15 protein-coding genes are annotated in these 15,092 nt (G+C 36.5%); 10 read left to right on the forward strand and 5 right to left on the reverse strand.

The window, feature by feature from the left end; genetic code table 11:
• Positions 1 to 55: 55 nt before the first annotated feature.
• Genes AC6CHV_RS14495 through AC6CHV_RS14505 form a run of 3 tightly spaced genes read left to right on the forward strand, consistent with a single transcriptional unit; the run spans position 56 to position 2,447 of the window.
• Positions 56 to 928, forward strand: a complete 873-nt coding sequence (locus tag AC6CHV_RS14495; RefSeq protein ID WP_341332226.1) for a GNAT family N-acetyltransferase — start codon at positions 56 to 58, stop codon at positions 926 to 928.
• Positions 929 to 987: 59 nt separating this feature from the next.
• A complete protein-coding gene (locus AC6CHV_RS14500) occupies positions 988 to 1,452 on the forward strand; it encodes a GNAT family N-acetyltransferase (protein WP_341332225.1) in 465 nt (154 codons plus the stop codon).
• Between the two features lie 14 nt (positions 1,453 to 1,466).
• Complete coding sequence (locus tag AC6CHV_RS14505; RefSeq protein ID WP_341332224.1) at positions 1,467 to 2,447, forward strand: DMT family transporter; 981 nt, start codon at positions 1,467 to 1,469, stop codon at positions 2,445 to 2,447.
• A 43-nt stretch (positions 2,448 to 2,490) separates the two neighbouring features.
• Here AC6CHV_RS14505 and AC6CHV_RS14510 read toward each other — a convergent pair whose 3' ends face one another.
• Complete coding sequence (locus AC6CHV_RS14510) at positions 2,491 to 4,626, reverse strand: ATP-dependent Clp protease ATP-binding subunit (RefSeq protein ID WP_341332223.1); 2,136 nt, start codon at positions 4,624 to 4,626, stop codon at positions 2,491 to 2,493.
• Positions 4,627 to 4,875: 249 nt separating this feature from the next.
• Between AC6CHV_RS14510 and AC6CHV_RS14515 the strand changes: the two genes are divergently transcribed.
• On the forward strand, positions 4,876 to 5,907 hold the full coding sequence (locus AC6CHV_RS14515; protein WP_341332222.1) for a YkvI family membrane protein: 1,032 nt from the start codon (positions 4,876 to 4,878) through the stop codon (positions 5,905 to 5,907).
• Positions 5,908 to 6,022: 115 nt separating this feature from the next.
• On the opposite strand, the gene AC6CHV_RS14520 is transcribed toward AC6CHV_RS14515, so the two are convergent.
• Positions 6,023 to 8,104 carry a helix-turn-helix domain-containing protein gene (locus AC6CHV_RS14520; RefSeq protein ID WP_341332221.1) on the reverse strand — a complete coding sequence of 694 codons (2,082 nt, stop codon included), beginning with the start codon at positions 8,102 to 8,104 and terminating at the stop codon, positions 6,023 to 6,025.
• 213 nt (positions 8,105 to 8,317) lie between these two features.
• Between AC6CHV_RS14520 and AC6CHV_RS14525 the strand changes: the two genes are divergently transcribed.
• The 3 genes from AC6CHV_RS14525 (at position 8,318) to AC6CHV_RS14535 (ending at position 11,229) form a co-directional block, all read left to right on the forward strand.
• A complete protein-coding gene (locus tag AC6CHV_RS14525) occupies positions 8,318 to 9,016 on the forward strand; it encodes a DUF5058 family protein (protein WP_341333557.1) in 699 nt (232 codons plus the stop codon).
• Between the two features lie 21 nt (positions 9,017 to 9,037).
• The gene (locus AC6CHV_RS14530) at positions 9,038 to 9,760 is read left to right on the forward strand and encodes a small-conductance mechanosensitive channel (RefSeq protein ID WP_121445283.1); all 723 of its coding nucleotides are present in this window, start codon (positions 9,038 to 9,040) and stop codon (positions 9,758 to 9,760) included.
• Between the two features lie 71 nt (positions 9,761 to 9,831).
• Entirely contained in the window at positions 9,832 to 11,229 is a 1,398-nt protein-coding gene (locus tag AC6CHV_RS14535) for an amidohydrolase (RefSeq protein ID WP_498079098.1), read from the forward strand.
• Here AC6CHV_RS14535 and AC6CHV_RS14540 read toward each other — a convergent pair.
• Together AC6CHV_RS14540 and AC6CHV_RS14545 are read right to left on the reverse strand one after the other, a co-directional pair.
• Positions 11,226 to 11,390: a hypothetical protein gene (locus AC6CHV_RS14540; protein WP_165918087.1), complete on the reverse strand. Its 165-nt coding sequence runs from the start codon at positions 11,388 to 11,390 to the stop codon at positions 11,226 to 11,228. The two genes, AC6CHV_RS14535 and AC6CHV_RS14540, sit on opposite strands and share 4 nt — an antisense overlap.
• Before the next feature lie 18 nt (positions 11,391 to 11,408).
• Positions 11,409 to 12,008, reverse strand: a complete 600-nt coding sequence (locus AC6CHV_RS14545) for a CPBP family intramembrane glutamic endopeptidase (protein WP_341332219.1) — start codon at positions 12,006 to 12,008, stop codon at positions 11,409 to 11,411.
• A 124-nt stretch (positions 12,009 to 12,132) separates the two neighbouring features.
• Here AC6CHV_RS14545 and AC6CHV_RS14550 point away from each other — a divergent pair, with 124 nt between their 5' ends.
• Positions 12,133 to 12,258: a DUF6254 family protein gene (locus tag AC6CHV_RS14550; protein ID WP_010283238.1), complete on the forward strand. Its 126-nt coding sequence runs from the start codon at positions 12,133 to 12,135 to the stop codon at positions 12,256 to 12,258.
• Between the two features lie 602 nt (positions 12,259 to 12,860).
• Positions 12,861 to 13,802 (forward strand): EamA family transporter RarD, encoded by a 942-nt coding sequence (rarD, locus tag AC6CHV_RS14555; protein WP_341332218.1) that lies wholly within the window; start codon positions 12,861 to 12,863, stop codon positions 13,800 to 13,802.
• Between the two features lie 39 nt (positions 13,803 to 13,841).
• Here the strand turns inward: rarD and AC6CHV_RS14560 are convergent, their stop codons facing one another.
• The gene (locus tag AC6CHV_RS14560) at positions 13,842 to 14,024 is read right to left on the reverse strand and encodes a YkvS family protein (RefSeq protein WP_099353856.1); all 183 of its coding nucleotides are present in this window, start codon (positions 14,022 to 14,024) and stop codon (positions 13,842 to 13,844) included.
• 209 nt (positions 14,025 to 14,233) lie between these two features.
• Between AC6CHV_RS14560 and AC6CHV_RS14565 the strand changes: the two genes are divergently transcribed.
• The gene (locus AC6CHV_RS14565; protein WP_341333556.1) at positions 14,234 to 15,088 is read left to right on the forward strand and encodes a patatin-like phospholipase family protein; all 855 of its coding nucleotides are present in this window, start codon (positions 14,234 to 14,236) and stop codon (positions 15,086 to 15,088) included.
• Positions 15,089 to 15,092 lie beyond the last annotated feature (4 nt).

The following is a 15,092-nucleotide window of genomic DNA, read 5'->3' on the forward strand; positions in this document are numbered from 1 at the left end:
AAATATGGTTAAATAAATCGACTAAATTACTTTTTAAGGAAGAGGCGAAAAAATCATGATCACAATAAAGCGCTTGTCCCAATGTACACTTGAGGATGCAGTAGTTGCATGGAATAAAGGATTTGAAGGATACTATTTTGATATGACGACAACAGTCGATTTTTTTACAAGACGATTAATTTTGGAAGGGCTTTCTCCAAGTTTATCTGTGATTGCATATGATGATGAGCGACCAGTAGGAATTATATTAAACGGCATTCGCCTTATTAACGGTAAGAAGGTTTCTTGGAATGGTGGAACAGGTGTTGACCCTGAATACAGAGGTAAGGGCGTCGGCAAAAAGCTGATTGAGGCTGTGCTAGCAATCTATGAAGTGGAAGGTGTAGAAGTTGCTACGCTCGAGGCTGTGAAAGAAAATGTGAAAGCTATCTCTTTATACGAAAAGGTCGGTTATAAAATTGTAGATGAGTTAGTTCACCTCCAGCATACAGGTGAATTGTCAAAGGATGCATTTTTATCAGACAATAACTGTTACACTTATAAAAAAGGGATTCCAATTGACGCTATGCAAGCGCCGTTTTACAAAGCACTTGTTCCGTGGCAGACGCAGTGGAGCAATGCACGTGATGGAGAATCAATACTAGCCTTAGATGAGAACAAGAATGTCGTTGGTTATGCAATCTTTAAAAGGCTATTTAATGAGGAAGGTACACTTCAATCTATCATTCTATTTCAATGTGAGGCCGAGCCTTCGCATCTATTGAAAGAGGACATTGTTAGAAATCTACTAAGTATGGTTTACAAAACAACTAGTCAACCTGTGGTAAGAACTGCAGCCAATATTTCAATGTTGAATAATATTTTACGGGAATTATTAGAAAAAGAAGGATTTAATGTGAAAGCAGAGCAAGTCTTTATGATAAAATGAATTATTAGAATATTCACATCAATTGAGTGTCAAACCAATTGTAAAGTGGGGGAGGGTAATTGAAAAAAATCATTTTACGTGATGTCACGATGGAAAATTTACTGGATGTCATTCAATTGAAATCTGAGGATAAAGAGTTTGTTTTATTTGAAAAGTGGGTTGCTTCAAATGTATTTTCACTAGCCCAGGCAAAAGTCCAACCAGATTGGGTAACAAAGGCAATTTATGATGGGACACAATTAATTGGATTTACGATGTTCGGACTAGATAATGAACGAAATCGGTTTGAACTATGTAGGATAATGATTGATTATAAATTTCAAGGAAAAGGCTATGGTACAGCGGCAGTAAAGGAAATTATTGCGGAAATGATAAGGACATTACCCTATTGTGATGAGATTTACTTGTCAGTTATTCCAACTAACAAAGCTGCAATCCATGTTTATACAGAAGCAGGATTTACGAAAACAGCTGAAATCATAAAAGGGTTTGTAGACGAAGAAGTTTATTGTTTTAGGGTGTAGGAAGGAGTATATGAATGAAAGCAATACTCATTGGGATTGTTTCATCACTATTTTTTGCAGTTACTTTTATTCTAAATCGATCGATGGAACTTTCAGGTGGTAGTTGGCTTTGGAGTTCATCCTTGCGATATTTTTTTATGGTACCATTTTTAATTGGGATTGTTCTATTTAGAGGGAATATGAAGGAACTACTACATGAGCTAAAAATAAATCCTGTTACATGGATATTATGGAGCACGATTGGGTTTGGCTTGTTTTATGCACCCCTTACATTTGCAGCTACATCAGGCCCAGGTTGGTTGGTTGCGGGAACTTGGCAATTTGTGATTATTGCTGGATTACTAGTTGTGCCGTTTTTCTATAAGACAGTAGAAACAAAGAATGGAATGCAAAGGGTTCGAGAAAAAATCCCTGTTAAAGGTCTTATTTTTTCTAGTCTCATTTTTATTGGGATTATCTTGATCCAACTCCAGGCAGCAAATGAAGGCATTGGAATGGAGATGTTTCTTGTAGGGATCCTTCCAGTTGTGGTGGCAGCCTTTGCGTATCCATTAGGTAACAGGAAAATGATGGAGCATTGTAAAAATAACTTTGATACGTTTCAGCGTGTGCTTGGAATGACACTTGCATCGACTCCATTTTGGCTAATCATTGCTGGAATTGGGGGTGCTACGGTTGGACTTCCGAGTAAGGACCAGGTGTTTCAGTCCTTTATTGTAGGGATTTCCTCTGGGATTATCGCAACCGTACTTTTCTTTTTTGCGACAGAGCTAGTTAAACATGATCAAAGTAAACTTGCTGCTGTAGAAGCAACCCAAGCTACACAGATTATTTTTGTCATATTTGGTGAGGTCCTTTTATTAAGTGCACCAATGCCAACGATGTATTCCTTTGTCGGACTCTTCATGATCGCTGGTGGGATGGTGCTACACAGCCTGTTCTCGAATCGAAAGACTCCGATTAAGGTGACTGACCTGAAGACTAAGTCAATATAAAAAAATGCAGAGCTTTTTGGGCTCTGCATTTTTAGTGGGAAGATTATTTTACTACAATTTTATTTTCTTCAACTGTTACATTCAAGCTTTTTTGATCTTCATTTTCTAGAAGAATATCTGTGATTTGGTCTTCAAGCTGTTCTTGGATGACACGGCGTAGTGGACGTGCACCAAATGCTGGGTGGTAACCAAGCTCAGCTAATTTTTGTTTCGCTTCGTCGTCAACAGACATAGTTACTTCTTGTTCTTTAAGAGTTGCTTCAAGATCATGTAACATTAAGTCGACAATTTTTAGCAGATGCTCTTTTTCAAGCTGTTTGAATTCGATGATTGCATCAAATCTGTTTAAGAACTCAGGCTTGAAGAAGGAACCAAGTGACTCAAGGATAGATGATTCCTTGTAGGCACCTGTTTCAGCCTTTTCAAAGCCGACCGTAATTTTCTTAGGAGCGCCAACTCCGGCATTACTTGTCATGATAATGACTGTCTCTTTGAAACTTACAGTACGGCCTTGGCTATCTGTTAAACGACCATCCTCTAATATTTGTAGGAACATATGTTGAACATCTGGATGTGCCTTTTCAATTTCGTCTAAAAGGATGATGCTATAAGGATTACGACGAACTTTTTCGGTTAGTTGTCCAGCTTCCTCATGGCCGACATATCCAGGAGGTGAACCGATGATTTTAGACACTGAATGTTTCTCCATATACTCACTCATATCGAGTCTAATCATCGCATCCTTTGAGCCGAAGAGCTCCTCAGCAAGTGTCTTTGTTAATTCTGTTTTACCTACACCCGTTGGTCCAACGAAGAGGAAGGAACCAATAGGGCGATTTTTAGCCTTCAAACCAGCACGGCTACGACGAACTGCTTTCGCAACCTTTGTTACTGCTTCATCTTGACCAATTACTTTTTTGGCAAGATTTTCTGCAAGTAGCTTCATTTTTTGTTGTTCATTTTCTTGGAGCTTACCAACAGGAATACCGGTTTTCTTTTCAATAATTTGTTGAATGTTTTCGACATCAATCACATGCTCTACGTTGTTTTCTGGATTATTTAATTGTTTTTCAAGTAGAATTTCTTGATGTCTTAATTTTGCTGCTAATTCATAATTTTCTTCACCAGCAGCTTTTTCTTTTTCTGCTGCAATTTTTGAAAGCTCTCCTTCAATATTCTTTGGATTTGTTCCACCAGATACTAGGTTCATTTTTGACCCAGCTTCATCAAGTAAGTCAATGGCTTTGTCTGGTAAAAAGCGATCCTGAATGTAGCGGTGTGATAATGTGACACATGCACGGATTGCTTCGTTTGAATATTTTACTCCATGAAAGTCTTCGTACTTTCCTTTAATTCCTTCAAGAATCTGAATTGCTTCATCAATCGATGGTTCCTCCACAGTAACAGGTTGGAAACGGCGCTCGAGTGCAGCATCTTTTTCAATTTCTCGATATTCTTTTAGAGTGGTTGCACCGACCACTTGCAGCTCACCACGTGCAAGAGCTGGTTTTAAAATATTTCCTGCATCCATTGATCCTTCTGCAGATCCTGCACCAACTAAAAGGTGAATCTCATCAATAAATAGAATAATATTTTTACGTTTTTGAAGTTCCGCTATTAATTGCTTCATTCGTTCTTCAAATTGACCACGGATTCCCGTGTTGGCAACTAATGAAGCGACATCTAGTAAGTAAACCTGTTTATTTGAAAGCTTGTTAGGTGCCTTTCCTTCAGCGATAAGTAGGGCTAATCCTTCTGCAATAGCAGTTTTACCTACACCCGGTTCCCCAATTAGAACGGGGTTGTTTTTATTACGACGGTTCAGAATTTCAATGACACGTTGGATTTCCTCATCACGGCCAATAACTGGGTCAATTAGTCCAGCTTTCGCCATTTGAGTAAGGTTACGTCCAAATTGATCGAGAAGACCTCCGCCATTTCCACCGTGTTTTGTTTGTGTTTGTTGTTGGTTGATTCCATTTTGTTGACTAAAGGCATTGCCTTTAAATAGGTCATCAAATGTGAAATTAGGGAAACCGTTCAATCCTGAAGGTATTTTCATGTTGTTCTTCTCCTTCGCATAACACTCACTGCAAAGTTGAATTTGTCGCTTTTCTTGGTTAAGTTGTAGATGTAATTGAACAGTAGCTTCATTTTGATTACATGCTTGACAAATCATAAACAAATACCTCCTTGAATTTTTGACTATCTTTGACTAATTAGATAAATGAAATAGGCCATGCATGATGATTCGTAGTGTTTGACCATCTTTGACCTTATGTCTACATTATACTTTGACCATTTTTGACTTTCAAGTGAAAAGGCCTAGCAATTTTTTCCGCTTGTTTCCGAAATAATAGCTCGTCTTATTTATAGAACTTGTACATATATATCAAGTAATATAGATAAAACAATGAGGTGGCTATTTGTGCGAGGGAATTGGGGAGCAGCATTCCAGATTGGTGCTGTATATGTAGGAACAATCGTAGGAGCAGGCTTTGCAACAGGTAGAGAAATTGTCGAATTTTTTACCCAGCACGGTGTATATGGCTTGGTTGGAATCTGCATCAGCGGTTTCCTATTTATATGGTTAGGAACAAGAATTATGATTATTGCAAACCGAATTCAAGCAAATTCATATAAGGAATTTAATGAATACTTATTTGGAAAAAAAATTGGGTTAATGGTGAATGCACTTATGCTTCTTGTCCTAATAGGAGTAACTTCCGTTATGCTTTCTGGTGCAGGAGCGGTTTTTCATGAACAATTGGGAATATCTTATCAGCTTGGAATCCTGTTGACGGGTGGGCTTTCCATCTTTGTTTTGACTTATGGAGTTAAAGGGTTATTTGGTGTGAACATGTTTGTTGTTCCAATTATGATATTCTTTAGTGTTGTTTTAGCAATAGAGGTCATAGCAAATGATGCAACGGGTCTATTAAGTCGGCCAGAAATCGAGTCGCATAGCGCTAAATGGCTGATTTCACCATTTTTATATTCGGCTTTTAATTTGACTATGGCAATGCCGGTATTAGTTCCGCTTGCAAAAGAAATTAACCATGAACATACATTAAGATGGGGCGGTTTTATCGGTGGTGGTGCGTTATGTCTTATTTTATTTACGAGCCATATATCATTATCCGCACTACCAAATGTAGAAGGTTTTGAAATCCCGATGGCTGAAGTAATGAAAAACTTCATGGCTGTGTTTTATTGGTTGTACATCCTTGTGATTTATGGAGAAATCTTTACGTCTGTGATCGGAAACCTATTTGGTCTTGAGCGCCAATTGAAAAATGTCTTGAAGCTTTCATCGATTTCAATTGTGTTTGGGATTCTATCAATAGCCTATTTGATAAGTCAATTAGGTTATGGCTCCTTGATTTCTTTCTTATATCCATTGTTTGGGTACATGAGTTTGATTTTATTAGTACTGTTGGCAAGACCGATGAAGCGCTAACCGAGGGAATAATCAAAACCTGGATAAATGAAACTATATAAGAGGAAAAATAAAGAGGTATAATCAACCTCTTTATTTACTTTTTTAGAGTGATTAACGGTAACTACTTAAATAACTAATGTACATCCTTAGAATAAGCGAATGTTTCTTTAAGGTGACAGGCCAGCTGTATTTCAAGAAATTCTTTAGGGTCATTAAAACTCAAATTCAGCATGTCTTCAATTTTTTTAAGACGCTGGTATAGTGTATTAATATGAACGTGAAGTTTTTTCGAAGTTTCATTCATAGACTTATTTAACTTTACATATGTTAACAATGTTTGTTCTAAATCATTTTTCTTTGATTTTGCTGTATTTAAAGGCTGGAAAAAGGTATTTATGAATTCCTGAATCTCATTGGTATCCTGATTAATAAACAAGCGATTAACCCCAATGCTTTCATATGCGATCATACCAGATTCTTTTTTATTAACTAGATAGGCAACTGCCTTCTTTGCTTCCTCATAACTCTTTCCTATGTGATATACTCCCTGATTTTCAGAACCAATACCCACACACAAAAACGAATCATTAATAGTTTTCCAGTTAGTAATAATTGTTTTTAATCCCTTTATCGTGTCGTCAGCTCCTGAATTGTGTGCAACTGAAACAAGTAAAATGATTTTATTATGAAATCCGTAGATGAGTTGCACGTCTTGGATATTCTTTTTTATCAATGAGATAATACTATGAATATCAGCACCAAGCTTATATAAATCTTTATAATTAACAAGTTCAATTAAGACCACATAAAACATATGAGAAGGATTTATGTTAAACTCTTTTCTTTTCTCAAGTAAGACTTCTGGCTCCTTGCTTTGAATCAATTCATTAAAAAATTCATGGAATTTCTTATAATAGATTTCTTCTAGTGTGTGTTTCTTTACAAGTTCAAGTGCGAGTAAAGAGCCACCCTGTTCGATAATAATTCGATCAATGATTGATAATGTATTAGAGTAGGGGTAAATAAAGCATCCAAGAAAAATAGTACCATTTAGAATCGGGTAAAGATAAAATTTTCCCTCTTCAGGCTTACGCAATTCCACGAAAACAGCATTTCTTCTATTTTTAAAAATAGTAGTAATTTCATCCACGCTAAAATAAATTTTTTCTTTCTCTTGATTATGGTACCAATCGTTTTCTAAATAGTCGTAGAAGGAAAACGGACCATTTATCATTTTTCCTAGTTCTCTAATAATGGACTTTAAACCTTTGTTTTGTATAGAAATCTTAATAAGTCTGTCGTGGACTTCGTTTCTTTTTGCGAGCTCATTTAATTGTTGCTTTACCTCTGTATAAAGACGTGCATTTTGAATTGCGATTGCAGCCTGGGATGCAAAGCCTTGTAAAAGTCGCACGTCATCATCAGTAAATTTTCCTACCTTATTAAATTGGTGAATCGTCATGACTCCAATACGCTTTTCCCCAATAGATATAGGTACACTAACAATTGCTTGAATTTCTTTTTCTTTATACGAAGACTTGATTATATGTAGATTTCTCTCTGAAATAGAATTCTCACTCATTACTTTATAAATCTGTTCTTTAGAATGATAAATTAACGGTTTTCCTTCCTTAAAAACTACACCCGTAATCGATTCTCCGACCTCCATTTTAAGCTTTCTGATGATCGGTTCAAATCCAACACTTGTCTTTGTGATAATTTTTTCTTGATCATAGTCATAGAGTTGTAGATAACCTGCATTTGCAACTGGTATTACTGATAATGCATTTTTTGTAATCCTCTCTAATAGGTCATCAAGGACAAGAGAAGAAGAAACAGAACGTATTCCCTCTATTAACATCTCTAGTTCTGCACCTTTAGCTTGGACTTGGCTTTTAGCATCTAGCAGTTCGAAGCATACATATAAATATTCCAAATCTCTTTCATCAAAGGGACAAGTTTTACTATTAGAGCGAAGAAGCACTTGATGCTTGTTCACGTAAGAAAATAAAACATATAAGTACCCTTTATTTATCATGATTTTGTATTTGCATTCTCCATTACTTGTTTGTGGATTAATATTCTCTTTTTTTAGATTCCCTTTTTTATATATAAGGTTGAACGAAGTATCGTGTGCTTTTTGTATCAAGATTTCATAGGAAGCTCCATTAAAAATTTTATCAAGATAAGATGAAATTTGTTGAATTGTTGTCATTACTAACCTCCTAGAATAAGAAAATGTAGAAAGTTCCATATCTGCCGGTTTATTAATGTAATTTATTACATTGTAATCTGTATTTTAATAAATTACTATAAGAATTAGAAAATATAGAATTTTCAACCATTAAATATTAAATGCGCTTTCTTTAGAGGTTAAAGGTTGTAATTAAAAGTAATTCGAAAAAGGAGGAAGATTATTTTGGAAAAAGTGTTACAAACGGCAAATAGCTTACCACTTTGGATTTTGGCTACACTGGTAGTTGGTATCGTAATCTTTCAAGCTATCATCTTTATTCGGCTTGCATCAAAAACAAGCCAATCCGTTGGTATGACACCTACAGATGTTAAGTCTGCAATAAGGGCTGGCGCGATTAGTTCCCTTGGACCATCATTAGCAATCATCGTTGTCGCTATTTCAATGATTTCTTTAATTGGAAGCCCCGTTACATTGATGCGAATCTCTATTATTGGATCGGCAGCAATAGAAACAGTTGGTGCAAGTATAGGGTCTAAAGCAGCTGGGGTTGATTTAGGTTCTCAAGGTTATACGTTACAAGCCTTTACAAATGCAGTATGGGTGATGTGTCTTGGTGGAATGGGCTGGTTATTATTCGTTGCTCTATTTACTAAATCTCTAGGGAAAATACAGAAAAAAGCAGAAGCTAATCCTAAAAATGTAACGATGTTAAGCACAGTATCAGTTGCTGCAATGATTGGGGCTTTTAGCTACCTTGGTGGGGGAGAAATGGTAAAAGGTATTAGTGAATTCGTCGTATTTATTGTTGCCTTTATTGTTATGCCCATCATTATTTGGATCGGAGATAAAACCCAGTTGAGGTGGATAAAAGAATGGTCATTAGGTCTGGTTATTATTGTGGGTATGTTTGCTGGTTACTTGATATCTTAAAAAAGAAAGTAGGAGAGCTATATGCCAGTTACTAGAGAGGAAAATAATCTATCTATAAACGAAGCAGTGCCAGTGTCTGCATCATCAATTGACTTTGAAACCTTTCAATTAAAGTCTCATTTTTGGGGACGCTTAACAATTTGGGGAATCATTGCATTAACATTAATTGTGCCTCTATATCTATCATATGTTCTTGGTTACCATCCAGGCTGGTCAACTATCATTTCAGGTTTTACTGCTTATGCAGCTATTATCATGTTTGTTTGGGTGCTGGAGCCGATTAGCTATTATCCTGTTTTGGGGGTTTCTGGTACATATCTTGCCTTTCTTACAGGTAATATCGGAAACATGTGTCTTCCATGTGCTTCGGTTGCTCAACGTGTTGTTGATGCAGAACCAGGAACTAAAAAGGGAGAAATTACTGCCTCATTGGCAATTGCGACTGCTTCAATCGTGAATGCTATCATTCTTATTTTAGCAATACTAAGTGGTTCATACATTTTAACAATCTTGCCTGAATCAGTCTTAAATAGCCTAAACTTTGTCCTTCCGGCTATTTTTGGAGGAGTCATTGCTCAGTTTGCTATAAAGAAGCCATTATTTGGTGTAGTTGGGATTGCATTTGGTTTATTTGTTAATTTAGGTCCTGTTCCCCGTGCCTTCCAAACATTTGTCTGCATACTCGGAACTGTTGTAGTTTGTTTACTTTTAGAGAAGTTAAAAAAACAAGAGAAAAATAATTAAAGCCTTGTTGTCGACCTTGTATTGAATTTTTGGGAAGGGGTGAAAAATCCATTTAGTAAATGGACTAAAAAATGAGTAAACAGAATATTTTACAGTGGATTAAAAACAACCAATCAGGTTTTACTGAAATGGCAAAAAAAATATGGGAACATCCGCAAATTGCATATGAGGAAAACTATGCAAGTGATCTACAAGTGTCTAAATTAAAAGAAGAAGGATTTCGAATTCATTCCCCGATAGGAGGAATTTCTTCTGCATTTGTTGCGGAATATGGCTCAGATAAACCAATAATAGGGATATTAGGGGAATACGACGCTTTGCCTGGTCTTTCTCAAACAGTTAATACAGTTCAGGAACCAGTTATATTAGATGGACCAGGTCACGGCTGCGGTCACAATTTACTCGGAACAGCAGGGGTTGAAGCAGTAATTGCATTAAAAGAAGTTATGGATAAGTATGATATCAATGGGACTATTCGTTATTATGGCTGTCCAGCTGAAGAAGTATTGTCTGGAAAAACGTTCATGGCGAGAGAAGGCGTCTTTGACGATTTAGATTGTGCGTTAACCTGGCATCCATGGACATCTAACATGACATTAAATATGAGTATGCAAGCAATTGTATCCATTAAGTTTCATTTTAAAGGCATCCCAGCCCATGCGGCCGCCTCACCCCATGCTGGAAGAAGTGCACTAGATGCTGTTGAATTGATGAATGTCGGCACTAACTTTTTAAGAGAGCATGTGTTGGACGGTTCACGAATACATTATGTCATTACAAACGGGGGACTTGCTCCTAATATTGTTCCTGAACATGCTAGTGTTTGGTATTATTTACGGGCATCTACAAAAGAACAAGTTGAAGATATCCTTAGAAGGGTAGAGAAAATTGCTCAAGGAGCAGCACTTATGACAGAAACAGAGGTTTGTTCAGAAATCGATGCTTTTGCTTATGACACACTTCCAAATGAAGCTTTAAATGACCTCATGTTTGAAAATATGAATCTAGCAGAACCCTTGGCATATACTGTTGAAGAAGCGAAATTTGCTCAGGAATTGCTAAAGACAGTAGATTCTAACATCATAAAAATGACGCATAATTCTACAAATGAGTCCCTAGCGTCAGACTTACAAAATGATAAATCGACAAAGGGCAAAGTTTTAACTGGTTCAACAGATGTCGGTGATGTTAGTTGGATTACACCAGTGGGTTCAATTATGGCAACTTGTGCTCCTATCGGTATACAGTTACATACTTGGCAGGCCACAGCCTCATTTGGTTCATCCATTGGATTCAAGGGAATGCACTTTGCCGCGCAAACGATGGCATTATCAGCATATGATTTATTACTAAATAAAGATCATATACTTGAAAGAGCAAAAGAGGAGTTTAATCTAACCACAATAGATAAACCATATGTTGCAGGAATTCCTGAAAATGTTAAACCGAGAACGATAAATTTGGCCTAATTAAAGAAATCAAATATATTCCTAAAGAGACCTCTAATTAGGTAAAAAATGATTCGAAATGGAAAAATAATAATCTCAGGCAATGCGAATAAAATATCACCTAGGAGATCGGAGAAGGTATACTTACCATCCTTCGCTCTCCTTTTTCTGCGTTTCTTCATGTAATCATGCCCCCTTATTTAAAATAGTGGGAAAAGCACAAGTAAAAATAAATTGAAGACTAGATGGGAAAGGATTGTTAGAAAAATATTTCGTTTCCACATATATAATGTTCCCCAAACAACCCCACCTACAAATGTCGCAAGCAAGAAAAGTAGATTAAAGGTATAAACATTGGCAGACGTATAAAGAAGAGAGGAGATGATGATTGCGACTAGCTTGCTGTCGAACTTTGCCTCGATATTCTTCTGTATATAGCCTCTCCAAAAGATTTCTTCACCAGGAATAATGATGAGAAAGAGTACAACAAAATGCCAGGAAAGCTCTGGCTGAATCTTCATATATAAATCAGCTACCTCATCTAGCATGTTTGGAAAGAGGAATGCGGATCCCATTTTTCCAATCGAGAAAAGGCCATACATCATAATGCCTGAAAAGATAGCGATAGCTAGGTTGGATGCTGATATAGATTTATTATCAAAATTGGCGAAACGGATTGCTGCTGCTGATAAAAGGAAAAAGGATATGGTGAAAATCACCCAAAAAGGGATGGTGGACAAGAAACTCGTCGCCAATAAAATATGTACCAATAGTAATAAAAGATAAAAGTTTCTATGCATATTGTCGTTCCTCTTTACTTAGATTATGTCGTTGTCATTTTAACATGAACGTAAACTTTTTAGAATAAATAACTGACGGTGACTCATCCTAATGGTGATGATCTGAAAGAAGGAGAGATTCTACATGACACAATCAAAACGTCAACAAGAACGCCAGTGGACAGTTAGAAAACAATCACAAAACCCACATGGAAAAGTCAAATCCTTTGAACAGCTGGCTGAAGAAGCTGGCAAGGATACGAAAGAATAGGAAAACGCACGGCGCACACACTCTGCTTTGGGTGTGTGTTTTTTGGCGGAGGGTATCTAGAGGTGACTTGATATCCAGTATTACGCAGAAGGGGATCCATAAAAGTGGTATTTAGGTTGTGTTTTTCCATAGTCTTACAAAAGTGGTGGTATAAATAGGGTTTAATGGAGAGGTTTTTCCTAGATTTTACAAAAGTGAAGGTATAAAGAACGTTTATCGGCATGGTTTTTCCGTATTTATCCAAAACATATATCATAAAAGGGTCTTAACACTATAGTTTTTCCGGTTATTTCCAATTGTGGTGTCATATACGTGATATAACAGTAGAGTTTTTCCTGAAATACCCAAAAGTGAGAGTTAAAAAGCTTTGGAGTATCATTGGTTTCCTAAAAAATAGAAAATGACATAAGTCCAAAGGCACTGGAGTACCATCAACATCCTAAAAAGCGGTCCGTGACATACTTCCAGAGTTTACTTCAGAAGTTTTGTGGACCACATACAGCCAGATATCCTCAAAATTCCAATTCATTTTCATTGTGAAATGTCGAGAACCGAAATATAATTAACAAATGATAAAAAATGAAATGGAAAGAAGGATCATGATGGGTCAAGATGACATGAAGGATTATAAAATCGGAATCTTGTATACGACAATTGCGTATATTGCGTGGGGAGTTCTGCCTCTTTATTGGAAATTAATCGACTATGTCCCGGCAATCGAGATTTTAGCACACCGGATTGTATGGTCGCTCGTCTTCGTGCTAGTAATCATCTTAATTTCTAAAAAAGCGAACCAGTTGGTAACGACCCTCAAAGAGATTTCCAAAAATAAAACCAAACTAATTGGGATTATCGCTTCATCAATCCTTATTACAGTCAACTGGGCGACATATATTTGGGCTGTTAATACGGATCATATAATTGATGCTAGCTTAGGATATTACATCAACCCATTGGTCAGTGTCCTATTGGGGATTATCGTTCTTAAGGAACGTCTCTTGTTTTGGCAAGGAGTTTCATTTGTGTTAGCGGGTCTAGGTGTACTCATTTTAACTATACAGTACGGAAGTTTCCCATGGGTTGCGATTACACTCGCATTAAGCTTTGGATTTTATGGATTAACAAAGAAACTTGCAAAACTCGATTCCTTAATTGGGCTAGCGATGGAAACAATGGTGGTTGCTCCGATTGCTCTTATCTATTTGGGATTTCTATACAACCGTGGAGTTGAATCCTTTACTGGTGCAACATTTGACGTGCAATTATTATTAATAGGGGCTGGGGTAGCGACAGCATTGCCACTGCTATGGTTTGCAGCAGGAGCAAATCGAATCCCGTTGTCTGTGATTGGAATCTTGCAATATATCGCGCCAACTATAAGCCTTGTATTAGGAGTATTTTTATTTCATGAACATTTTACAAAAGCGCATTTCGTTACATTTTTATGTATCTGGACTGCATTACTTATATACTCCCTCTCAAAAACAAAATTCTTAACATCGATTCAACCGAAATTTACGAAAGATAAATCGTTAGGTGCATAATAAAAAAGGAGTCGACACAAATGGTCGGCTCCCTTACTTTTATATTGCTGTGACAATCTTATAGTTTTTATGATTTACAACAGTACGACTCTCTAAATCTAAATCTCTATAATTGTCCATATATGTTAAATCCACGATAACTGAGTTTTCATTTACTTTTTCAACGACGCCTTTTAGTCCTTCTTTGAACTCAATGACATCCCCAATTTCTGCAATTTTCATAATGTCACCTCCATAGAAATTCTATTAATCTCCAAGTAAAAGCAAGTCATGCTTTTACTTACAAAAAATCCATTTTTTTATATTTTGCCTTACTTTTGTAAAATAGTAAAGCGTTTTCATAATATTTTATTTAAAATTTATGTAAAAAATGTGACAATCTATAAATTTTTTTTTATATTATTTAATATGCCTGTCTAAAGGGAGCGAGAATAATGAACGATACAGGATTGGTCTTAGAAGGTGGAGGCATGCGTGGTGTTTATACCGCAGGCATCCTTGAATATTTTATGGAACAAAACATCTATTTCCCATATGTCGTCGGCGTATCTGCTGGGGCGTGTATGGCAGCTTCCTATCTATCAAGACAAATGGGAAGAAATCGTACGGTTAATATAGACTTTGTGAATCACCCAAACTACTTATCATTCAGGAATTTTGTGAAGCATAAGCAGCTGTTTGGAATGGATTTTATTTTTGATGAAATTCCTAATAAGCATGTCCCTTTTGACTATGAATCTTTTTATCAAGCAAAAGAAGAATTCGTCGTGGGTACAACCGATTGTGAAACAGGCAAACCTATTTATTTTCACAGAGAGGATTATGGGAATGACATGTTAAAGGTCATTCGGGCATCCAGTTCTTTGCCGTTTGTTGCGCCAATCATTGAATTTAATGGTAAGAAATTACTGGATGGAGGCATTACGGATCCCATTCCATTGATAAAAGCTCAACAGGATGGAAATCAGAAAAATGTCGTCATTTTGACTCGCAATCGCGGTTATTTGAAAAAGAAATCAAATTTGACATGGGTTGTGAGGCGTTCTTATAAACAATATCCTAATTTGGTTAAAGCAATTGAAAAACGGTATCAGCTTTATAATGAGACGATTGCTTACTTAGAGAAAGAAGAAAAAGCGGGTAGGGTTTTTGTATTTAGCCCGTCAGAGCCACTTGAGGTGGGAAGGATTGAAAGGGATCCTGTTAAATTAACGAACCTTTACGAGCTTGGGCTTAAGGATGCACATGCTCAGTTTGAAAAGTTTCATGAATGGGTTTTGGCATAAATGA

Source organism: Ferdinandcohnia sp. GQ5, from assembly GCF_059759275.1.